The organism is Sporosarcina sp. P26b (genome assembly GCF_002743245.1).
In the GTDB taxonomy this organism is placed as follows: domain Bacteria; phylum Bacillota; class Bacilli; order Bacillales_A; family Planococcaceae; genus Sporosarcina; species Sporosarcina ureae_C.
In genome coordinates this window covers 82,031-102,629 of record NZ_PDYW01000002.1, presented here as the reverse complement: position 1 = coordinate 102,629, position 20,599 = coordinate 82,031, and the positions used below count along the sequence as shown (strand labels likewise).

General features: G+C 40.7%; 24 protein-coding genes. 7 read left to right on the top strand and 17 right to left on the bottom strand.

Going from position 1 to position 20,599, the window contains the following annotated elements; all coding sequences use genetic code 11:
- Nucleotide 1 precedes the first annotated feature (1 nt).
- From CSV69_RS02445 to CSV69_RS02415, 7 genes are all read right to left on the bottom strand, one after another.
- Nucleotides 2–382, bottom strand: coding sequence for a DUF3397 family protein (locus CSV69_RS02445; RefSeq protein ID WP_099692652.1), 381 nt, complete (start codon nt 380–382; stop codon nt 2–4).
- The gene (locus CSV69_RS02440) at nt 376–1,269 is read right to left on the bottom strand and encodes a ketopantoate reductase family protein (protein WP_158232591.1); all 894 of its coding nucleotides are present in this window, start codon (nt 1,267–1,269) and stop codon (nt 376–378) included. Before CSV69_RS02440 ends, CSV69_RS02445 begins: the two co-directional genes overlap by 7 nt.
- A 55-nt stretch (nt 1,270–1,324) precedes the next feature.
- Nucleotides 1,325–2,875: an acyl-CoA carboxylase subunit beta gene (locus CSV69_RS02435; RefSeq protein WP_099692650.1), complete on the bottom strand. Its 1,551-nt coding sequence runs from the start codon at nt 2,873–2,875 to the stop codon at nt 1,325–1,327.
- Nucleotides 2,876–2,893: 18 nt separating this feature from the next.
- Nucleotides 2,894–3,109: an acetyl-CoA carboxylase biotin carboxyl carrier protein subunit gene (locus CSV69_RS02430; protein ID WP_085428557.1), complete on the bottom strand. Its 216-nt coding sequence runs from the start codon at nt 3,107–3,109 to the stop codon at nt 2,894–2,896.
- A gap of 136 nt (nt 3,110–3,245) precedes the next feature.
- Nucleotides 3,246–4,007: an enoyl-CoA hydratase/isomerase family protein gene (locus CSV69_RS02425; RefSeq protein WP_099692649.1), complete on the bottom strand. Its 762-nt coding sequence runs from the start codon at nt 4,005–4,007 to the stop codon at nt 3,246–3,248.
- A 107-nt stretch (nt 4,008–4,114) separates the two neighbouring features.
- Nucleotides 4,115–4,288 carry a 50S ribosomal protein L32 gene (gene rpmF, locus CSV69_RS02420; protein WP_085428555.1) on the bottom strand — a complete coding sequence of 58 codons (174 nt, stop codon included), beginning with the start codon at nt 4,286–4,288 and terminating at the stop codon, nt 4,115–4,117.
- Between the two features lie 24 nt (nt 4,289–4,312).
- On the bottom strand, nt 4,313–4,843 hold the full coding sequence (locus tag CSV69_RS02415) for a YceD family protein (RefSeq protein WP_085428554.1): 531 nt from the start codon (nt 4,841–4,843) through the stop codon (nt 4,313–4,315).
- Between the two features lie 126 nt (nt 4,844–4,969).
- Here CSV69_RS02415 and CSV69_RS02410 point away from each other — a divergent pair, with 126 nt between their 5' ends.
- Nucleotides 4,970–6,148, top strand: coding sequence for a nucleotidyltransferase (locus CSV69_RS02410; protein ID WP_085428553.1), 1,179 nt, complete (start codon nt 4,970–4,972; stop codon nt 6,146–6,148).
- A 4-nt stretch (nt 6,149–6,152) separates the two neighbouring features.
- On the opposite strand, the gene CSV69_RS02405 is transcribed toward CSV69_RS02410, so the two are convergent.
- The gene (locus tag CSV69_RS02405; RefSeq protein WP_085428552.1) at nt 6,153–7,199 is read right to left on the bottom strand and encodes a SepM family pheromone-processing serine protease; all 1,047 of its coding nucleotides are present in this window, start codon (nt 7,197–7,199) and stop codon (nt 6,153–6,155) included.
- 128 nt (nt 7,200–7,327) lie between these two features.
- Between CSV69_RS02405 and CSV69_RS02400 the strand changes: the two genes are divergently transcribed.
- Nucleotides 7,328–8,209 carry a hypothetical protein gene (locus tag CSV69_RS02400; protein WP_085428551.1) on the top strand — a complete coding sequence of 294 codons (882 nt, stop codon included), beginning with the start codon at nt 7,328–7,330 and terminating at the stop codon, nt 8,207–8,209.
- A 572-nt stretch (nt 8,210–8,781) separates the two neighbouring features.
- Here CSV69_RS02400 and coaD read toward each other — a convergent pair.
- From coaD to CSV69_RS02385, 3 genes are read right to left on the bottom strand one after another with little or no spacing between them, the layout of a single operon-like run.
- The gene (gene coaD / locus CSV69_RS02395; protein ID WP_085428550.1) at nt 8,782–9,264 is read right to left on the bottom strand and encodes a pantetheine-phosphate adenylyltransferase; all 483 of its coding nucleotides are present in this window, start codon (nt 9,262–9,264) and stop codon (nt 8,782–8,784) included.
- Nucleotides 9,265–9,268: 4 nt separating this feature from the next.
- Nucleotides 9,269–9,823: a 16S rRNA (guanine(966)-N(2))-methyltransferase RsmD gene (gene rsmD, locus CSV69_RS02390; protein WP_085428549.1), complete on the bottom strand. Its 555-nt coding sequence runs from the start codon at nt 9,821–9,823 to the stop codon at nt 9,269–9,271.
- Complete coding sequence (locus tag CSV69_RS02385) at nt 9,820–11,262, bottom strand: hypothetical protein (RefSeq protein ID WP_085428548.1); 1,443 nt, start codon at nt 11,260–11,262, stop codon at nt 9,820–9,822. The genes rsmD and CSV69_RS02385 overlap by 4 nt, the downstream gene beginning before the upstream one ends.
- Nucleotides 11,263–11,333: 71 nt before the next feature.
- On the opposite strand from CSV69_RS02385, the gene CSV69_RS02380 reads away from it, so the two are divergent.
- The gene (locus CSV69_RS02380) at nt 11,334–11,729 is read left to right on the top strand and encodes a DUF7147 family protein (RefSeq protein WP_085428547.1); all 396 of its coding nucleotides are present in this window, start codon (nt 11,334–11,336) and stop codon (nt 11,727–11,729) included.
- 15 nt (nt 11,730–11,744) lie between these two features.
- Here the strand turns inward: CSV69_RS02380 and CSV69_RS02375 are convergent, their stop codons facing one another.
- Complete coding sequence (locus CSV69_RS02375; protein ID WP_085428546.1) at nt 11,745–12,017, bottom strand: YlbG family protein; 273 nt, start codon at nt 12,015–12,017, stop codon at nt 11,745–11,747.
- A 282-nt stretch (nt 12,018–12,299) separates the two neighbouring features.
- Here CSV69_RS02375 and CSV69_RS02365 point away from each other — a divergent pair, with 282 nt between their 5' ends.
- The gene (locus CSV69_RS02365) at nt 12,300–13,169 is read left to right on the top strand and encodes a glycerophosphodiester phosphodiesterase (protein WP_085428544.1); all 870 of its coding nucleotides are present in this window, start codon (nt 12,300–12,302) and stop codon (nt 13,167–13,169) included.
- A 160-nt stretch (nt 13,170–13,329) separates the two neighbouring features.
- On the opposite strand, the gene CSV69_RS02360 is transcribed toward CSV69_RS02365, so the two are convergent.
- Together CSV69_RS02360 and CSV69_RS02355 are read right to left on the bottom strand one after the other, a co-directional pair.
- Nucleotides 13,330–13,770, bottom strand: a complete 441-nt coding sequence (locus tag CSV69_RS02360) for a YlbF/YmcA family competence regulator (protein ID WP_085429102.1) — start codon at nt 13,768–13,770, stop codon at nt 13,330–13,332.
- A 77-nt stretch (nt 13,771–13,847) separates the two neighbouring features.
- Nucleotides 13,848–15,254 carry a UDP-N-acetylmuramoyl-L-alanyl-D-glutamate--2,6-diaminopimelate ligase gene (locus CSV69_RS02355; protein WP_158232590.1) on the bottom strand — a complete coding sequence of 469 codons (1,407 nt, stop codon included), beginning with the start codon at nt 15,252–15,254 and terminating at the stop codon, nt 13,848–13,850.
- A 111-nt stretch (nt 15,255–15,365) separates the two neighbouring features.
- Between CSV69_RS02355 and CSV69_RS02350 the strand changes: the two genes are divergently transcribed.
- Nucleotides 15,366–16,097, top strand: coding sequence for an amino acid kinase family protein (locus CSV69_RS02350; protein ID WP_085428542.1), 732 nt, complete (start codon nt 15,366–15,368; stop codon nt 16,095–16,097).
- Here CSV69_RS02350 and CSV69_RS02345 read toward each other — a convergent pair.
- Nucleotides 16,094–17,110: a CAP domain-containing protein gene (locus CSV69_RS02345; RefSeq protein ID WP_158232589.1), complete on the bottom strand. Its 1,017-nt coding sequence runs from the start codon at nt 17,108–17,110 to the stop codon at nt 16,094–16,096. The two genes, CSV69_RS02350 and CSV69_RS02345, sit on opposite strands and share 4 nt — an antisense overlap.
- Nucleotides 17,111–17,421: 311 nt before the next feature.
- On the opposite strand from CSV69_RS02345, the gene CSV69_RS02340 reads away from it, so the two are divergent.
- Together CSV69_RS02340 and ytvI are read left to right on the top strand one after the other, a co-directional pair.
- Nucleotides 17,422–17,781: a YugN family protein gene (locus tag CSV69_RS02340; protein WP_029052401.1), complete on the top strand. Its 360-nt coding sequence runs from the start codon at nt 17,422–17,424 to the stop codon at nt 17,779–17,781.
- Nucleotides 17,782–17,885: 104 nt separating this feature from the next.
- Nucleotides 17,886–18,941 carry a sporulation integral membrane protein YtvI gene (gene ytvI / locus CSV69_RS02335; RefSeq protein ID WP_085428540.1) on the top strand — a complete coding sequence of 352 codons (1,056 nt, stop codon included), beginning with the start codon at nt 17,886–17,888 and terminating at the stop codon, nt 18,939–18,941.
- Nucleotides 18,942–19,063: 122 nt separating this feature from the next.
- Here ytvI and CSV69_RS02330 read toward each other — a convergent pair whose 3' ends face one another.
- Entirely contained in the window at nt 19,064–19,525 is a 462-nt protein-coding gene (locus CSV69_RS02330) for a DUF420 domain-containing protein (RefSeq protein WP_085428539.1), read from the bottom strand.
- A gap of 25 nt (nt 19,526–19,550) precedes the next feature.
- Nucleotides 19,551–20,474, bottom strand: a complete 924-nt coding sequence (gene ctaG, locus CSV69_RS02325) for a cytochrome c oxidase assembly factor CtaG (RefSeq protein ID WP_085428538.1) — start codon at nt 20,472–20,474, stop codon at nt 19,551–19,553.
- Nucleotides 20,475–20,599 lie beyond the last annotated feature (125 nt).

Genomic DNA, 20,599 nt, shown 5'->3' with positions numbered 1-20,599 from the left:
TTTAGTTCACATAGCGAATAATTTGCAATGTGATTCCGATAACGAACAGCAAGAAGTAAGTTACAGCCAACAACAAGAAATAAGCTCGCCACGTTCTGCGCAGTACCCAAGAAGTCCGGAATTCCTTTTCCCTCGAACGCTCCATGATAGAGAAGCCAATCGCAATTATGCATAATACACCAATCAATAAAATAGGAAGCCAAACATCCCAAATAGCCCGTATTAAGATTAGCACGGTTAGAACCATGAATGGCGTCGTCCAGTCAATAGCCCAGCCAATTCTTTTTTTCTTCGTGATTCCAATCTTCTTTGCCACAATAATTAATACAATTAAAATAATAAACGGAAACAATAATAATGCCCCAAGTATATTCGTCAACATCCGCTAGATTCACTCCTGTTTATTCCAAGCAACATCGTCTCAAGCATTTGTAAAAAAGGAGCACTTCCACCTTTTCTTTCAATCTCCTTCAAGACTGCCGTTAGAATCGTTTCAATTTCCATCTTTCTTCCTTTTTCTCTATCTACTAGCATAGAAGATTGATTATGAGCTGTTTTACGGCACACTTCTTCTATATCCTTATAGTTCAATAGATCACTATACTCTTCGAAATTACTTAACAACTCATCACATAACTGCTGGAACAATGAATAAAAATGGGGATTCTCCAACAATTGTCCGTTCTTCACTTGCAACAGTGCTGTGAGAGGATTAATTGCACAATTTATCAATACTTTACGGAAAAGTAAGCGTTCCACACTTTTTTGTGTAGCGATTGGAAAATTCAGCGGATCGATTTCAGCCATCCACTGAATCGTTGATAGAATCCGCTCATTTTCCGCAATGGTTATAGGCCCAACACCGTTATGTGAAACTGTTCGATCATTTATTCTTCCTGCACCATGCTCAACTGTCGCGAATGACACATGCCCTAGCGAATATCGTTTTACAAACGACAGATGACCTATCCCATTTTGAACAAATAACAAATCCGGTTGTACAGATAATGTACTAATTTCAGACAAGATAACTGGCAATGCATCATACTTCACCGCAATAATCCATAACGCGTCTGTCGGCAATTCCTCAATATGTATGGTTGAACGTACTTCATATGTATTCTTTTCAGGCTCTCTTACTAGACCACTACGTAAGCGCTTTGCTTGTTCCTCGCGCCTTACCCAGAAGGTAACCTCTGCCTGATGTTGAGCTAAATAGGAGCCAATTAACAAACCTATTGATCCTGCTCCCACCACTACAAATTGCATAGCTTTCCTCCTTAAAAAAGAGACCCAGTAAAGGCGTCTCTGTTGGTACATTTTATTATACAGGATAGACAGGATGTTTTCTCGAAGAATTCATAATTTTTTTCGTTTCATAGAATCCAAATCTTTCAGCTAGTACTGAGCGAAGATTATGTGGTGCAACTACTTCGTCAATAATGAGTTCTGATGCCATTCTATAAATATCAATTTCCTCTTTATACTCTTGTTGCTTCTCTTTAATAAATGCGATTTTTTCTTTTGGATCTGTAATGGCTTCGATTTTATTCGAGTACACTGCATTGACAGCTGCTTCAGGGCCCATTACGGCGATTTGCGCAGTTGGCAAGGCAATACAGACATCGGGCTCAAATGCGGGTCCTGCCATCGCATATAGGCCTGCTCCGTAAGCTTTGCGCACAACAACCGAAATTTTCGGGACAGTAGCGGAACTCATCGCCATAATTAACTTTGCACCATGACGGATAATTCCTTGTCGTTCCACTTTCGTCCCAATCATGAATCCTGGCACATCTGCAAGGAACAACAACGGAATAGAGAAAGCATCGCATAGTGTAATGAACTTTGTTACTTTATCTGCGGAGTCCACAAACAGGACGCCACCTTTTACTTTTGGCTGATTGGCAATGATCCCTACAGGCCGGCCGTCAATACGCGCAAGTGTAGTGATGACCTCCCCAGCAAACAACTTCTTGATTTCAAACAAACTATCTTCATCTACCAATTGATCAATTGCCTCATGCATATCGAATGGAGCGTTTTGATTTTCTGGTATGATCTCTTCCAACGTGCGTCCTATCTTCGCCTCACGAGGTGCAGCCATTTTGGCAGGCGCTTCATAGTTTTCAGGGAAGTAGGACAAGTATCTGCGGGCTTCTACAATTGCTTGCTCTTCGCTGTCTACCAACACATCACCACAACCACTTACGGAACAATGCATGCGCGCTCCGCCCATTTCTTCCAACGTCACTTTCTCACCTATAACTTTTTCAGCCATTCGAGGTGACCCTAGATACATCGAAGCATTGCCTTCTACCATAATGACAATGTCACAGAAGGCCGGAATATAAGCCCCACCTGCTGCGGAAGGTCCGAATAAAAGACAAACTTGTGGAATGACACCAGATAAACGTACTTGATTGTGGAATATCCTACCGGCACCACGGCGATTCGGGAACATATCCAACTGATCTGTAATTCGTGCTCCTGCAGAGTCCACTAAATAAAGTAGAGGTACGCGAAGTTTTTCAGCTGTTTCCTGAATACGAATAATTTTCTCTACTGTTCGTGCACCCCACGAACCTGCTTTGACTGTTGAATCATTGGCCATCACACAAACGGTTTGACCATCGATTTTCCCAGTAGCTGTTACAACCCCGTCTGAAGGAAGATCTTTTGCTTCACAATTCGCAAATTTACCATCCTCAGCATACTTACCATCATCAAATAATAAGCGAAGCCGTTCTCTTACAAACAACTTTCCATGTTCTTCCGATTTAGCATGATATTTTTCTGCACCGCCTGCTATAATGCGAGTAGTGATTTCTTGAAGCTTTTCATTATAAGCCGTCTTTGTCGATTCGTTTTTCAAAGGATTTCCCGCCTTCCATTACGATTGAATAGTAACCAATACGTCATCTTCATCTACGAAATCGCCCTCAGCTCCGTGGATTTTACTTACTGTTCCATCAATTTCCGCTTCAAGCGGAATCTCCATTTTCATCGATTCCAAAATGACGACAACTTGTCCCTTCGTCACTGCGTCTCCTTCTTTCACTTCAATCTGAAAGATCGTCCCTGCCATCGCTGCTTTTACTTCTTGCATACAATCACTCCTCGTATTCTTAGTACTTACATTTGTTGAAAACTATTTCTTTATAGTTAGTGTATCTTATTTATGAAACCGTTTACAAGTAAATGTTAAACAGTCCCGACAGTCTATGCCTATCAGGACCGTAACTTTACTTGCTTTTCGTTAAAAATCGTTGTACTGCTTCATGATGTGCATCGCTTTCCCACAGAACAGAACAAATGCGAGCCTCTTCTTGCATCGCTTGCTCAAGCCCACTCGCTCCCCACTTTCTCGTCGCGATAGATTTATATGCACGGTGTACATTTCTATGCACTTTCAGCTTAGGAGCTAAGAATTGATCAAGTGCAGTTTGGGCATCCCCCTCATACACTTCAGTCGCCCATCCAAGCTCAAGTAATTCTTCAGGCGAATGAACGCTCGCTCTACTCGTAAACTGCAGCATACGATCATGTGGACCGTTTTTCTCGAATAACAATGTTGCGCCACCCCAACCTGACGTGATGGCTAACGTACCCTGAATGAAACCTGCTTTTGCGTGAGACGCAACTAGACGGTAATCACAAGCTGTTGCTAGTTCACAACCGCCACCAACAGCTGTCCCATTCACAAGCGCTATTGTAGGCATCGGCAACGTGGCAATACGGTGCAATATACTTGCTCCCCTACTAAGCATTGGAATAGCATCCTCCGCTGTTTGAAAGCCGTGAAAATCACTTAGGTCTCCCCCTGAACAAAATGCAAGGCTTCCTTCTCCTGTTATGACAGCGAAAGAAATTTCAGGATCATCCTCAATTTTATCTAAGAAAAGTTCAAGCCCCTCCATGACGTCATAATTTATTGCATTTCGCATAGCAGGACGATTAATTGTGAAGCTAGCTATGGACTGATCTATATTTATAGAATAAGACAAAAAAATTCCCCCTTTTTATTCAGCATACCATTTTTGTGTAAAACAAAAAAGACTACCTTGAGCCATGGTCTCAAGGTAGTCTTCTATTTCGTTGTGCAGAATCTAAATTATTCGCCTACAACGTCTTTTCCTTTGTAGTGTCCGCATGATTTGCAAACGTGGTGTGCCAACTTCATTTCTCCACAGTTGCTACAAGTAGTCATACCTGGCGCTTCAATTTTGTAATGAGTTCGACGCATATTTTTCTTCGTTTTAGAAGTTCTTCTCTTTGGTACTGCCATTGGGGGGCACCTCCTTATAAGGGTTTACTCTTTATCGGTTTCAAAAAAATTAGCCAATCCTGCTAAGCGAGGATCCACTGTTTCTCCTGCTTCTTGTCGTTGCGCTTCCAATTCTTCATCGGTTGTATAGGACCAACCTTTGCCTTCAACCTGCTGCATTTCATCTGCGTTATCACAGAATACTTGCATCGGGATCTCTAGCAAAATGAGTTCTTCCAATACAGGAATAAAATCAATTACTTCTCCTTCAACCGGATGAATTTCATCATCCATCTGAAGTGTTTCATCGTCCCAGCTGAATTGCTCAAACGATTCAATAGAGAAAGGATAATCGACGTCTTCCCACGTACGTGCACAAGGCAAAGTCATTGAACCTTCTAACTTAAGCCGGCATGTTAACTTTTTCTCACCAATTGTACATGTTCCACTTACTCGAACAGGCTGAATTGCCCTAATTTCTTGATTCCGATTTTTCACAGAATCCAAATTTACTGCTTCGTCAAACAGTAGCGGGCCTTGCCTATGTTTCCGTAATTGATGAATGGACCATTTCATGTCTATCACCTCAAGACAACAATGTTGATTATAGTATTTAAAATATGGGATGTCAAGATATTTTCTTGTCACCCTAATAAGTTTAACGTTATAATTCATTATACGCAAGTACAGAGGAGGATTTCATTGATAGCTACTGGTATTGTCGTCGAATATAATCCCTTCCATAACGGTCATTTATTTCATCTGAATGAAGCAAAAAGGCTTACGAACGCGAATGTAATCATCGCTGTGATGAGTGGGCATTTTCTTCAACGTGGTGAACCCGCGATTGTCGATAAATGGACACGGACGCGAATGGCTCTCGCTGGCGGGGCTGATCTCGTCATTGAGTTACCCTATGCTTTTTCTACAGCACATGCCCCGAAATTTGCGAAAGGTTCCGTACAAATCCTTGACGCCCTTCAATGCAAATACATTTGCTTCGGCAGTGAAGAAGGGAGTATCGCACCGTTTACGAATAGTTTAGACACAATGGACACAAATAAAGAACTTTACGAAAAAACAATAATGTCTTCCGTGCAAGAAGGTATTAGTTATCCAAATGCATTGCGGATCGCCTATGAAGAAATTTCCCGCACTACTGATGAGCCTTTAGCTGACTTGTCAGAACCAAATAATATTTTAGGTTTTCATTATATGCAGTCTGCAAGAGAAATTAGGTCGGATATGACGCCTGTCACGATCGCGAGAAAAGGTACACATTTTCATGATGAAGCATTACCTGAGAACTCTATTGCTAGTGCTACAGGAATACGCAAAGAGCTGTTTGCAACCGATACGGAGCACGTGCAAACATTCATGCCACCAGCTTCCTTTAAACTTCTCAAACAACTGCCACATCAGAGCTGGGACCATCTCTACCCGTTTCTTCGGTACACGATTCTTCGGGAAGGACCTGAACAATTGGCTCTCATTGCAGATATCACGGAAGGCATCGAGTTTTCTATTTGGCGCGCCGCAAAACAATATTCTACATTCCAACTGTTCATGCAGGCCGTCAAATCAAAACGCTATACGTGGACACGCATACAACGCATGTTAGTGCACATATTGACAGGTTACCGTAAAACGACACGCGCACAAATTAGTAGTCCGTCTTACTTAAGACTTCTCGGCATATCGGAAAATGGAAGAAGTTATTTACGGTCTGTAAAAAAAGAATTACCGTTGCCGCTCATAAGCCGTGCCGGTTCCCACAAAGACCCATCACTGTTGATGGATATCAAAAGTACAGATATTTATATGTGTGGTATCCAAAGAGAGCCAGGACTTGATTTTAAAACACCGCCAATTTTACTGTGAGTGGTTACTTCTCGTCCAATTTTTCCAGATAACTCAGTGCATCATCAATCGTTTTTACAGGTACGACTTTCATTTTCGTACCGATTTTATCCGCAGTTTCTTTCGCTTCTTCATAGTTGGAGCGAAGCTGCGGGTTTTTCTTTTTCACTTCATCCGGTAATTCATCGTCAGGCGCGAAAAATATTTCGATATCTTGACGATCGGCAGCCATAACTTTAAAATCAATTCCACCGATTCTTCCTACAGAACCATCTTCGAGCATCTCACCGGTTCCTGCGATATTATAGCCTTTTGTCAAATCGACATCCACTAAACGATTCATCAATTCCAGCGTAAACATCAAGCCAGCTGAAGGCCCACCAATGTCTTCTGTGCGAATGTCGACCTTTGGCTCTGTTTCTAGTTTGATCTGTTCTTCAAACTCTATACCAAGCCCTGCACGACCATTTGAATCAGGTAATTCTTTTAATTCTATTGGTACATCTAGTTCCTGTTTCCTTCGTTTCACTCGCAATTGTACCTTCTGACCTTCCGACTTATCACCAATCTCTTGCATAAATTCTTTTGCTGAAGCAAGCTCTTGCTGATCGATTGATTGAATGATGTCCCCAACTTCTAGCTTACCCGCAGAAGCACCTGCAGGTAATACGCCTGCCACAAAAACACCGGTAAACTTCCGATTGATTGGCAAACCTGCCTTGTCAAATGCGACGGATATGGCATGTGTTTTGGAATCATTCATCAATTTCTTCTGTCGCACTCCGTACTCTTCGTCACTTTCACCATGCCTTCTCACTTGGGTAGCTGGTAGTAGTTTCATTTTATCGGAAAACTTTGACCACGCATAAGTGATGGGAGTCGCTTTGCCGATTGCAATCGTCATCAAACTAAATGTTCCTGCATCATCTGTATCTCCGCCTGCTACTTCTACAAGCGGTGCTAAATCATACGCTCCACCTGGCCGAGAAATATACATATCTAACGGATAAAGTGCTATAACAGCGATTACTATTAGGATTACTGCCGCTATTCCCCATTTCCGCATTTTCATAAAAGTTCACCTCCATTAATAGCCTGTACGAATACTACATATATATTACGGTAGATTTTATTGTAATTCAAAAATAAGGAAGGAGTGCGACAGATGCTTATTAAATTGCGATTCTGCCGTATCGAACAATGAGTAACGTACTCGTCATCTGGGCACTGATTATTTTATTTATTTTGCAACCAGATGTCGCACATGAAGGAGCCGTCACTGGTGCTCAATTATTCACTACTGCGTTACTTCCCTATTTGCTACCTTATATAATTTTAACGCAGTGGTTATTGAAAATGCCGAGCAAACGGGTCACCAGTCAATGGAGTCGATACATAAAAGCTTATGTGCTTGGTTCGTTTGGCGGCTTTCCTGTAGGTGCCGTGACTGTTAGTGAAATGAAGAAGAACGGCGAGATTTCTGCAGCTGAAAGTAGTTTGCTCGTTGCCTCCTGTCATGCACCAGGACCCATGTTTATTATCGGCTTTGTTGGTAACGAATTATTCGGCAGCACAACGAGTGGCTGGAAGTTGTTGATCGCCATTCATTTAGCTAATATCATATTTTTCATATTGGCGATGTCAATTATAGGCAGGCGGCATCAAGAGAGCATTGTGCCAATTGTTCCTGAACAACACAGCACGTCTCCTTTACTTCGCTCTATCAAGGACAGTTCCTCAGTTATTTTATTGGTGGCAACAACGGTTATATTCTTCTCTTCACTCAGCAATGTGCTTTCGTATTCTATTTCTTCTGTCATCACGGTTGATATGGGCGTGACAAAAACTTTATTACTCGCTGTGTTCGAAATGACTTCCGGAGTCCAGTCTGCCACTGAACATTTTGCCGGGGATGCAATTTATCCGATGCTCATCGCGGCTATTCTCTCGATCAACGGCCTGAGCATCCATATGCAAGTCATGACGATCGCTAAGGGCGCCGGCATACGAATATTCCCCTATGTCATCGCAAGGGTCTGGAACACGTTGCTCGTGCCTATACTGTTCATTTGGATTTATTGAGTTAGTGTAAATGTGTTTAAAGGTAGTAGGTGGCAGGGTTTTAGGGGTGGGGATCTGCGCTCTAGGCGGACGCGTTCGAGAGGGTGGGCGGTGAACCACACCCCTCGCTTCGCTCGCTGGGTGTTTCACCTGTCCCACTGATCCTCCCCGAGTCGCCGCCTGCCGCTCCAATCCCTTGCAATGTGAGTGGAAGATACTTTTTGTTGTACATTAAAGTAAGTGTTGTAAACCATTCTGAACTTCTTTATTTGAACTTAAAACAAGTTAAAAAACAAGAATTAACACACTAGCTACAGTGAGTTATCTAAGTGTCTCCACTATAAATGTAAGATGGAAGCGGAAGTTGGGGGCGAAGTGCAAAGATGTGCTCCTAACACTGCGCTTTTACTCGCAAAAGCCGTTCTTCGTTATGGCCCTTCCCGCAGGCCCATAGGAAAGCGTCCGCCAGTTTGAGCTTCCATCCCTTCGCACTTACTCTTAACTCACATGTCGAGGTATTCGTTTCTGCACTACACTCTATACAAAAAGGATGCCCATAATGGACATCCTTTTTTCATTCTCGAAATATACTGTTATTTTGCAAACTTTTCCTTCAGTGCCGCATTGACATGTGGCGGGACGAGGGAAGAGACATCTCCACCGTAACGTGCGACTTCTTTGACGATGCTTGAGCTAAGGAATGAATACTGGCTCTTCGTCATAACGAAGAACGTTTCAATGCTTTCATCCAACACTCGGTTCATCGATGTGATTTGCATCTCATACTCAAAATCCGAAATCGCACGCAAGCCACGAACGATGACCGATGCGTTAATTTCCTGCGCGTAATCAATCAATAATCCCGAAGATGTGTCAATCTTGACATTGTCATATTTCGACGTTACTTCTTGAATAAGCGCTATACGCTCCTCTACCGTGAATAACGGCTTTTTAGAAGAGTTATTCATTACTGCTACGTGAACTTCCCCAAATGTTTTTGCTGCTCTTGCTATGATATCTAAATGTCCATTCGTTACCGGGTCAAAACTTCCTGGCACGATTGCGATTTGTGTCATGCTGTTAGCCTCTTTTCTCGTAAATCGTAATAGCAGTGTTTCCATAGTTGGCAGAACTGACTTGAATATATGTATCGTACTTTTCGGGCAAATCTATATGTTTATCGTGTTCACAAATGATTGTTGCATCTTCCGCCACTAGTCCTTGTGCTATTACGTCTTTAATAACATCATAGTATTCTACCGTTGCATAGGGAGGATCTACAAACAGTAGATCTATGACAACTTCTTTTTGCTTAAGAATTGCCGCAGCTTGTCGGGCATCTTTTTTCTCAATCTGCAAAGCCCCCTCCATACGGCACTTCTCTGCATTCGCTTTAATTATAGCGCATGCTTTGGGATTCTTTTCAAACACAATGGCTTTTTCCATCCCTCGTGATAGTGCCTCAATGGCGATGGAGCCACTGCCGCCAAACAATTCGACAACAGTGCCTCCATCGAAATATGGGCCAATCTTGTTAAATATGGATTCCTTTACTTTGTCTGATGTAGGTCTAGTAGACGTACCTGGTAGAGATTTTAAAGGTGTTCCTTTTCTCGAACCGGAAATGACTCTCACTCATTTTCCATCTCCTTTATCAACTTTTCAATTTGTTCGATCGTTATGGTTTCATCGGACTTATCAATTAATACTAAAAAGATACGCCGTAGCCAATTTTCATCAAAATACATTTTTTTATTAATTGAAGTATAAGGCTTTTCTTTGTAATCATATTTGCGGTTATTCATGACGTAGAATGGCCCTACTTTAGAAAATCGATAGGTGCGGCTTGGACTATCGATATAAATCGACTGCTCGTTTGAACGGATAGTATAGCCCATCTTCGATAATAACTCTTCTGCCGGATAAAAACTTTTCCCATTCTGCACTACTACTTTGACTTCAGGAACTTCCTCTCCATCGAGCATCACCAGACGTGGATCCAGTAATAGGAATGGATAGTTATATCGTTCCTCTTTCATTGTTTTTTGGAAATACTGTGTATCGAATGCCAGTATTTTTGACAATGATTGATCTAAATCGGATGACGAAATTTCTTTACCTATTTTCTCATGGATGTTTTGACGGAATGACTGATACTGCTCTTCAGAGATCGAATCTTTCAAACGAAGAAATGCTCCTTGTTCCGCTTTCGTTCCCACTGGCTCGTCTCCAAGTATAGAAGCAAGCATACTATTCATGGATGGCTCGTCCGTTGGTAAAACGAAACGTGACTGCACACTCATTCTAGCTACTTGTTTAATCACTTGAGACATATTGCCGGTTTTCTCCACAATAAATCGCTCAGCATACAGTGGTTGATTACGTGGAGCTAACACTACACTCACATGGTTTCCACCGACACTTTCAAGCATTTTCACTAAACGATCATTATGTTTTTTGTCAATACCTTCACCGAACAGAGTCAGCTTGTTTGAAGAGTATGCCAGCGGAACGTCCTCAGGCTGCCAATACAGCTCATTAACAAATCCTACTCCGCGGTATAATCGATACGTTATACGCTCTTTATCGGCCTTCCCTACACGTTCAAGACCTGTTACCCACATACCGCCAATATTTTGTTCGTCTGTCATATGAAGAACAGTCGTCAATGGTTTGGCATCCTTCAATAATACAAATGGCTTTTTAAATAACTTTCTACTAGTTAGCGGCTGTTTTTTTGGCATTTTATACATAATGGACTGCTGATCACGTTCTCCCTCTTCAAACGCTACACTGGAATCATTCAGACGGGCACATGACGAAGAATCCTCCACTTCACAACCTCGCTCGACACTTCCTTCTGGCCAAATAATTTCGTGTCTGCTTTCGGATAAGTTGTAAAAGTGATGACGGATATACAATCCATCTGCTCGATTAACGACTTCGATTTCTTGACGATACGTTCCTGAATTCGCGCCTTCTCCATCTGCATTTGCTGACTGGCTGTAGTGTAAATAAACGAGTCCTCCGTTTACTGCCGCCAAAAGAAATAAAATCCTGACAATAGCTTTCAACGTACAACACCTCATCACATGGTATGATGGATACGAACCATTACTAATCGCCTGAAAGGAAGCGCTTGATTATGATCCAACAACGTTTTATCGAACTAGGAGAAGGCTATAGTGACATCTATGAATTGCTTGAATTAATGTCCACAAACTCCCATCGAATTCATAAGTCTTATATTTTTTCATCCAAACACAACTCTAATGAACAGTTGTCATTCGCTGTTTCTTTTTCCCCTGCTACTGAGAACAATCATTTCATGCCGATCTATATTTGCAGGGAAGGAATTCGTTATTCTGCAGACAAGCCATCTAAACGCTATGACATGTTTGTTGAACATGCAGAATCACTGAATAAAAAACCCGTTAGAGTAGAGATAAAGCATTCATCTCAATTTGCTGAGAAAGAGTTATTTTATCAGTATATCACTGGTATCTTACGCTTAAACCACTTGTTGCCGCCGCTAAATTAATAAAGCGGCAACAAGTTACAAACCTGTTTTATAATCGTATTCTTTTGCTTTATCTGGCTTTGCATTTTCATATACTGTGCTGACAAAGGGACGCTGCGAAGGCAATACTTTCCGTACAGCCGATAAACGCTCCAACTTAGTGATTGTTGTTTCCACGTCTTCCATATCACAGTAAAGCACAACGTATTTCATTCGTTTTGAAATATAATGAACATGCCCAAATTTGCGCAATGATTTTGCTTGTTTTAAATGATGGAGATAGACAATTATTCCTTGTCGATCAATCATGATTCTCCCCCTCTTTCTTACTCCATACAATACCATAGGTGAGAAAAGTCCTGCAACCTTGCATATGAAATGTTTGTGTGAAGGTACGTGCTCTCGGACCGAACCTCAATCTTTGTTTGCACACCTTCTCTTAGATAGGTTACACTTAATAAGACATTTATTTGAATCCTCGCTGTCTATTTTACACATGATGAGGGTTACAAATATTTTATATTCGGTTGCAACACAAACTTCTGCTATACAAGAAAGAGAAGAGATACTATTTATTGAGGAGGTTCTAAATTGGGTAGAAAAACAAATGTTGCAATAACTGTGGGGGCGGCGAGTGTAGCTGCATGGGCTGCTTCAAAAGTAATAGCAAAACAAGAACCTCGTGCCGAAAAGAAAGCGCTTCGTTTTTCGGAAATAGCTGTTTTGACTGACCCACAAATGCGCCAGGACGCAGAAGTTGATCCACTTTCCGCTTATACGAAAGTAGCTGATTTAGGTGTTCATGGATTCGCGATAGATGTACAGCTAACAAAAGATGAAGAAATTCTTTTAGTGCCAAGTCAGGAAGTTATACTTTCCGACGAAATCTCCGACTATACACTAAAAGAAATCCAAACTGAATATAGCAGTGCCGATGAACTTGATACTTTGCAGGATGGTTTATCTGTTGTATCGCTTCGTGAACTGTTGGAGAAGTTCCCCCAACTATTGCTGGTCATCTCTATGAGTGATTCACCTACTACGTACGAAGGTAGTTTAATCCCTTCGAAGTTGTGGCGTTTACTAAAAGAAATGGATGCTACTGAACGAGTTGTCGTAACAAGTCTATACGATGAACAAATTGATCGGTTTAATCTATATGCGCAGAATTCTGTTGCATTAGGTGCCGGAAGTGAGGAAATCAAAAAAGCATACGTTGCGTATTCGAGCAAGTTCGGTCATTTGTACCGTCCAAATGCAGACCTCTTCTGCTTGCCCGAAAAACTTGGCATGTTCCCACTAGCTTCAGAAGGTTTCGTCCACTTTTTACAAGACCTGAATATTACCGTATTTTATGAGATGAATGAAACAAGTGAACTTTCGAAGTTAGCTAAATTGAATGTAGACGGCTTTATAACAAGTCACCCAAAACAGTTACTAACCTTTTTTAACGAGAACTAAACCCTGCTGACTTTTGCAGGGTTTTATTTATGGATAAAGTGATTGAATACGGCACTGTGGATCGATATTTTCAGCTGTTCTGTTACATATACAACAAATAAAAATAACCCCTTGCAGAGAAACTTCTCTGCAAAGGGGTTATTTGTAGTTATAAAGTTCATTATGCTGAACAAGAACAGCTGCCGCCTGAGCCGCATCCGCCGCCACAAGAACTGTTGGAGAATGTCCCGTCTCCTGCAGGCACTTTCACTGCATCGGAAACCGACTGGCCAATCAGAATACCTATTTCATCTAGCAAATCCTGAACGTCATTTTCAGCTAGACGCAAGGCCGCCACCTCATCTTGTAAATCCAGTTCACGCTTTTGAAGACGAATACTCTTCATAATTACTTTATAATCTGGATGATAGCGTCCAAAGCGCTGTACATCCTCATATTGTTCTTTCATTTTAGTGAAATCCATGATCTGCTTTCGTAGATCAGCGTTTGAATATACACGGTCGTGTGCGTCTTGATAGGTTTTCACCACTTCAGAACGCAGCAGCATATCGGAAAGATCTTCCGCCATATCGATGACTCGCATCCACTCATCTGTCATCATTACCAATTGCCGCACCTCCTATCACAACCATCATATCAAAAAACGGGTTGCTCGACTATTCATTAAGATTTTTATTTTTACGTATTTCGGCTACTAAATGATTTTTTTACTTCTTCCATATCGCAAAAGTGAGTAGTTTGATTTCCTATTTGCTGAATCTGTTCATGTCCTTTACCTGCAATGAGTACAATTTCCCCTGGTTGCGCTTGGCTGATAGCATATTGAATTGCAAGATGACGATCGATCAAGATATCGATCGGTGTTGAAAAACCTGCCATGCCTGCCAATATGTCTATGATAATTTGTGACGGATCCTCTTTCCTTGGATTATCTGATGTTAAAATTACATGAGAACTATAGTGAGCAGCTACTGCACCCATTTGTGGGCGTTTCTCACGGTCCCTTTCACCTCCACATCCAAATACAGTGATCAATCGTCTAGAGCGATCTGACAACGCCTGCAGAACGGCTTGCAACGCATCCGGTGTATGTGCATAGTCCACATAAACTTCGACTCCCACTTCTTCGTATTTCTCTAGACGTCCGGTAGGTAAACGTAAGCCGCTCACATGTGGTCTAATCGCCCGTAAAGAATAGCCTAGCGCTATAAGTGCACATATAGCAGCCCTAGCATTCATTTCATTATGTTGACCTTGATTTGGAAATAATGGTGCTTGCTGTTGCTTTCCATTGATATGTTGACTACTGAAATAAATAGGTGTATCAGACATTCCCTCGCCTATTGCGCGACAAATTTCGTCATCTTCATTTATCACAAGCTGATCAGCCAGTGAGGTCAATAACTTTTTCGCCTCTATATACGGCTGTCTACCCCCATGTTCTGCATAATGATCCATTCCGATATTCAAGAAAACACCTACAGTTAACGGACAATGCGCCAATCGATTAGTTGATAATCCAATCGAAGAAGCCTCAAGAACGATATGCGTCACTTGCTGATTAATACATCTACGTAAAATCGGATGAAATTGTTCCGCTGGCATCGTTGTCATAGAGTCTTGAATCGTCTCCATCAACTTCCCGTCTATATAAAGTCCTGTTGTTCCTATAACAGCTGTTTTATGCCCAAGTTTATTTAACAATTGTCCTATAAAGTGACTGACTGTAGTTTTACCATTCGTTCCTGTAACGCCAATGATTAGTAGTTCTTCAGCCGGATCACCGGAAAGTTTTGCACTTCCATACGAAATAAATAGCGAACTATCAGGAACAAGAACCACCGTAATATTAGATGGTATATGCGTAAGATCTATGTTCGTTCGATCGATTACGAGTGTCTTGGCTCCATTAGATATTGCTTCTTCAATAAATGACGTTCCATCTGCCATAACCCCTTTCTTTGCAACAAATACATACTTCTCCTTTACCCTCTTTGAAGATTCCGTGATTCCATTGATATTTAACCGTATGGATCCCTGTAAAATAGTGCATGGCCAATCCTTTAGTAATTCAGATAAAAGCAAGGTATCCCGCCCCTTCCCGAACATTTTATTCGTCAGAGAATATAATGAAACGAAGCATAAAGTATTCTATGAAAGGCGTAAGAAGAATGTCACGAAGAAAGTTGGGATTCTATGATTATCCAGAAGTTTGGCGGGATTGCCATGCAGAATCAACAACAACGGGCAAAGTGTATTCAGCATATTCGACAGGCTTTGTCGAAGCATCGTGCTGTCATCGTTGTAGTATCTGCAATGGGTAGAGGAGGCGACGCCTATTCCACAGACGATTTACTTACTCTTACGGACTCCTTCTCGAAATCCGGCGAAGCCAGAGATTTGGCGGCTGCATGCGGGGAATTGATTGCTTCGGCAGTCTTATCTGCAGAATTATCTACTGAAGGTATAAACAACACGATAATCTATGGACAAAATACAGGCATTCGGACATCAGGCGAATTCTGCAATGCAACAATTGACAAAATAAACAGCACACATATCGTCAATACACTACAAAAGCACTCATGCATCATCGTCCCTGGATTTCAAGGGATGAATATACAGGGGCAGTTTATGACTCTTGGTAGAGGTGGCAGTGATCTGACTGCGATCGCATTAGCATCTGCATTACAAGCCAGTCATGTAGAATTTTTTAAGGATGTACCAGGCGTTATGTCAGCAGATCCTCACAAAACGTCTGACTATAAGCGGTTTGACAAGCTCCTATTTGATGAATTCCTTCCGTTATTAAAATGTGATCGACCTGTTATACAAGAGAAAGCAGCCATTTATGCACAACAAAAAGCGATGCCTCTTCATATACGAGGCATCGGCTCAAATGAGGAAGGTACATGGATTCTTCCTTAGTCTTCATCTATTGATTGTTCAGTTTCAGTTTGCGCTATGAATGCCTGTGTATAGTATTTATTATAAACGCCAATGCCGGTATCGGTGAAGTCGGGATTTAATAAGACATCTCGATGTTTTTGAGAATTCAACCAACCATGCACAGTTTCAATCGCATCAATATAATTGAACGCTATGTTTTCCCCTGCTTTGCTAGGGGTTAGTCCAACCGATTTTAAACGCTCAGTATAAACTTGAACAGGCTCTTCCTCATGGGAGCTATATTTACGAAATATCATTTCCTGGCTATGCTTTCTTGAAAGTATAGCCAGCTTATCATTATAAGATAATAGTGGCAGTTCATGTTCTTCGCGCAACTGATTAGTCAATTCAAACGTCTGTCGTTCCATGGCACGATCTACCTCTGTCTGTACAGTTGACGAAGGTTTAGGTGCTTCCATCATTTCCCCTAAGTACGTCATATCATAAGGTTGATGTTTCACCAAAGTACCTGGGCTAATAAAGCGAACACCTTCAATACCACCATCTATCTGATCAATATATAATTGCACAAATAAATTTTCATATGGAATCAGTATGCGATTTTTTATATCTTCACTATTTAATGAAAATGTATAAATATTTTCTTGAATCTTTACGTCAATCTCGGATTCGATAGGTGTAAACCGATGAATTTCTTGCACATTTTGACCGATTTTAAAAGGAACTATATCCGACGTACTATCAGCAGTATAAATCTGATTCACTTTCCCTTTTAGAACCCCCGCCATAAAACGCGGTCCTTCCGTATAGATCCACCACTCATATTGAAAACTTGAAGGTTCAATCCTAGAAGGCTCACCATATTGTTCTTCCATCTTCTCGACTTTCTGTCCAACAAGTACTGACATACCTTCTGTTGGCCGCGGCATTCCTTCCCCGCCTATCGATGGACCTTTTTCAGGAACGGCTATTGGTGAACCGTGCTGCACTGGTGATTCCAGTAGCTCATTCTCACTTACTTTATCACTCATGAAATAAAAGACTCCCATTACGATAAAAAGCAAAAGAAGAATCTTCCATCCTACTCTCCACATGTAATCTCCCTTTCCACACGTATCTGTTGTTACTTTGTTAGTTTAGCGTATTGTAAAAACCATGGTGTGATGAATATTTTTCTTAAAATGCAACTTTCTTTCATTGTACAGAAGACACTCGCGCTAGTCACTTATATAAGTCAGAAAGAAAGCGTTGACACAATGTTGTCATTGCAAGTAAAATCGATTTGTTTTATGATATAATAGTATACGTATTCGTCAGGATGAACATAGAGGGGGATATACTGATGTATGTTGAAAATATTGGTCTTAAAGGCCTTGTAGCAGATTTACGCGTAATGGAAGAAATTATGAATAAGAATAATCTTGAGATTGATGGACAATGGGATTATGAGCGTGTAACTTTTGACAAAAAGTATATTGTCAAGGAAGGTACATACTACTTGCGAGTTTTCGGTGAACTAGTTGAAGGCGATATAGATGGTAGAAAAGCTACAGTACGTCTAAAACAACCAGTTCTAGGAAAGCACTACTATCCACACGGTGTGGAGTACGGCGAAGAAGAAAACTTCCCAGCTAGCTTAGTTAAGGACTGCGAACTCACGCTAAAGAAAGTATATGATGAGTTAAAGCAATATAGTTTGTAATGATACGAAAAAGCCGAAGAGCTAAATGTTCTTCGGCTTTTTCTACTATTACTCCACTAATTTGGTTATAATAAAAACAGTATCTATGTGGAGGACGATCACTTTTGAAATTGCTGACAAAACGAAATATCATGATTGTGTTCAGTATTATCGTATTATTAGTTATCATATTCTTTATTTTACCCGTTTCCATCCCTATCATTTTAGCGTTGTTGACCGCTATATTTTTAGATCCTCTCGTTAAATGGGTGGAAATGCGATTTAAGTGGAAACGTAAAGTTTCTGTAATTGTGAATTTTATTGTATTTGTTGGAATCAGTGTTTTTCTACTTTACTATACGGTTACCACGCTCATCGGTAAAATAGTTTATTTCACAAAAGAGATTCCAAATTATTTAAATTCCCTCTCAAGTGTATGGATTAACACGCAAAGCAAATTGTTTCAGTACACCGTCGGCATGCCGGAAGATATACTGGCGATGCTGGAAAATGAATTTAATGAAATAATTGAATCGATACGTATTTCAATTATTACACTTTTGAGCTATGACCGGATTTTGGCTTTGATTTCCGATATCCCTAATTTCCTTGTTAGTTTTATCGTGTTTATGATTGCCCTATTCTTATTCATGTTGGAATTACCTAACTTGAAAAAGACTTTCTATTTTCACTTAACAGATGCTACCGCAGAAAAGGTCCACTATATGATGAACAGATTACGATATGTCATATTAGGCTTTGTTAAAGCGCAATTACTAGTTAGTGTAATCATTCTAGTCGTTTCCTTTATCGGATTGTTGCTAATTATTCCTAAATATGCAGTAGTTATGGCTTTAGTTATTTGGATTATCGATATCATTCCGATACTCGGTTCCATTATTATTCTCGCCCCTTGGTCGATCTATCAATATGTTTCAGGCGATATTGCAATGGGTACAAAATTGGCGATATTAGCTGTCATTCTCTTAGTCATCAGACGAACAATCGAACCGAAAGTAATGGGTTCACAAATCGGATTGTCTCCATTACCTACTTTGATTGCGATGTTTATCGGTTTAAAGCTTATCGGATTTCTTGGCTTCTTCATTGGACCATTGCTTGTCATTCTCTTCAATACAGCAAGAGAAGCAGGTATTATCAAACTGAATTTCAAAATTTAATCCCAAAAAGGGATATCTCAATCGAGATATCCCTTTTTAGGTTGTACAGCTATAATGTTCCTAGATAAAAGACTGAAGTCAAACACATTTACATGTAATTCGACTTCAGCCTTAGAATTTTATTAAAATCCGAGAATTGCTTTAAACATCGAAGTAGTTTCTCCGCCTTTGTAAAAGACATACAGCAACAAGTACACAGCGACTCCTGTAATGGCCGTGAAGAACCAGATGATACTTGTAACAGGACCGATTTTACGATGGCGTGCAAGATTGTTCTTCAAGCCTGCATTGATCGTAATAACTCCAAAGACGGCCCCTGTCGTTGCTAATACGATGTGGAATATTAAAAACACTGTGTAATAAATTTTCAACTCATCAGGTCCACCAAAAGCAGTGTTGCCTATAAATACAGTTCTAGAGATATAAATAATAAAGAATAGAACTGCTGATACAGCGGCTGCGATCATCGTTTTTTGATGCGCTTCTATCTTTCTTTGTCGGATCAAATTCCAACCAACCGCAACCAAAATAGCAGATAAGATGATGAAAAATGTGCTGATCGTCGGTAATAGTGGTAGTCCCATCCTACACTAACTCCTTTTTGCTCAATCAGCCATGCATCGTCAAATTCTGGCGTTTGAGTAAATCTTGTCTAGTAATTTCTTCCGCATTATCTCTTTCATACTGTGACCAACTTAAGAAAATGCGGCCGATAACAACTACATAAACGAGTTCCTGGATGACTTTCATCAGGATACCGCCTAATTGCTGATCGTATAACGTAGGCATATTTGTGAACAGCTCAGGTCCCGAGATGCCAAGGCCTGATAGTCCAGCTAGAGTTCCACTTGGCACACATAATGCCATAGCTTGAAGCCACGCTTCACCACTGCTGTATGTTTCGTAAACGGGTACGTCGACAAAGATGATCAACGAACAGGCAGGTGTAATGAGCAAAGCACTCAATATGACATAACCAATTTTTTTCAAGCCGTGTAATTGTGGCTGTCCTTTTACCGTATTGACTACAGGCCACCAGAGACAAATAGCAGAGAAGAAAAGTGTGATGGTGAAAATAGTGTGTAACGGCAAACTTAACTTCACTTGGTCCAAGATCAGTGGATAGTGATACATCGAGAACATAAATGTAAATACTAACAAACTAATAAGCGGTTTAGTCAATAGCATGAATACTTTTCTGAAAAACTTGAAGGATAGAAGCTTTTCCCATATCCAGTTCGGTATACCGATAATGAAGAACGGTGCTACGACTAAAAGCAATAAAGCCATTTGAGCCATATGGACCGAAAATAAAATATGACCAATTAAATCCATTGGAGAACCTTTGACAATATAGAGCAACACCATGGAAGATAAAAAATAAACAGCTTGGTGTTTCTTTAACGGCTGCGACCCTTCGAAACGATCGCGCCATTTAACGGTTATCAGATAATATAAAACGATTCCAAGTGCAATGGCTATTAAGAAATAAGGACTCCACAAAGCCCTAAAACCAAAAATACTTAACGGCAAAACAATCACTCTCCTTTTATAATCAATTCGCTGAATCTACTCTGTATGTAGTGCTGGGATATTCGCAACACACTCAGCATCAAAGCACAAAGTTGACGAAGTTCTTTCCTATGCCTATTATACGA

Coding starts and splice junctions, on each gene's coding strand:
- CSV69_RS02445 (WP_099692652.1), bottom strand. CDS start 382: ATGTTGACGAATATACTTGGGGCATTATTATTGTTTCCGTTTATTATT.
- CSV69_RS02440 (WP_158232591.1), bottom strand. CDS start 1,269: ATGCAATTTGTAGTGGTGGGAGCAGGATCAATAGGTTTGTTAATTGGC.
- CSV69_RS02430 (WP_085428557.1), bottom strand. CDS start 3,109: ATGCAAGAAGTAAAAGCAGCGATGGCAGGGACGATCTTTCAGATTGAA.
- rpmF (WP_085428555.1), bottom strand. CDS start 4,288: ATGGCAGTACCAAAGAGAAGAACTTCTAAAACGAAGAAAAATATGCGT.
- CSV69_RS02415 (WP_085428554.1), bottom strand. CDS start 4,843: ATGAAATGGTCCATTCATCAATTACGGAAACATAGGCAAGGCCCGCTA.
- CSV69_RS02405 (WP_085428552.1), bottom strand. CDS start 7,199: ATGAAAATGCGGAAATGGGGAATAGCGGCAGTAATCCTAATAGTAATC.
- CSV69_RS02400 (WP_085428551.1), top strand. CDS start 7,328: ATGAGTAACGTACTCGTCATCTGGGCACTGATTATTTTATTTATTTTG.
- coaD (WP_085428550.1), bottom strand. CDS start 9,264: ATGACACAAATCGCAATCGTGCCAGGAAGTTTTGACCCGGTAACGAAT.
- CSV69_RS02380 (WP_085428547.1), top strand. CDS start 11,334: ATGATCCAACAACGTTTTATCGAACTAGGAGAAGGCTATAGTGACATC.
- CSV69_RS02375 (WP_085428546.1), bottom strand. CDS start 12,017: ATGATTGATCGACAAGGAATAATTGTCTATCTCCATCATTTAAAACAA.
- CSV69_RS02360 (WP_085429102.1), bottom strand. CDS start 13,770: ATGATGACAGATGAGTGGATGCGAGTCATCGATATGGCGGAAGATCTT.
- CSV69_RS02350 (WP_085428542.1), top strand. CDS start 15,366: ATGATTATCCAGAAGTTTGGCGGGATTGCCATGCAGAATCAACAACAA.
- CSV69_RS02345 (WP_158232589.1), bottom strand. CDS start 17,110: ATGAGTGATAAAGTAAGTGAGAATGAGCTACTGGAATCACCAGTGCAG.
- CSV69_RS02340 (WP_029052401.1), top strand. CDS start 17,422: ATGTATGTTGAAAATATTGGTCTTAAAGGCCTTGTAGCAGATTTACGC.
- CSV69_RS02330 (WP_085428539.1), bottom strand. CDS start 19,525: ATGGGACTACCACTATTACCGACGATCAGCACATTTTTCATCATCTTA.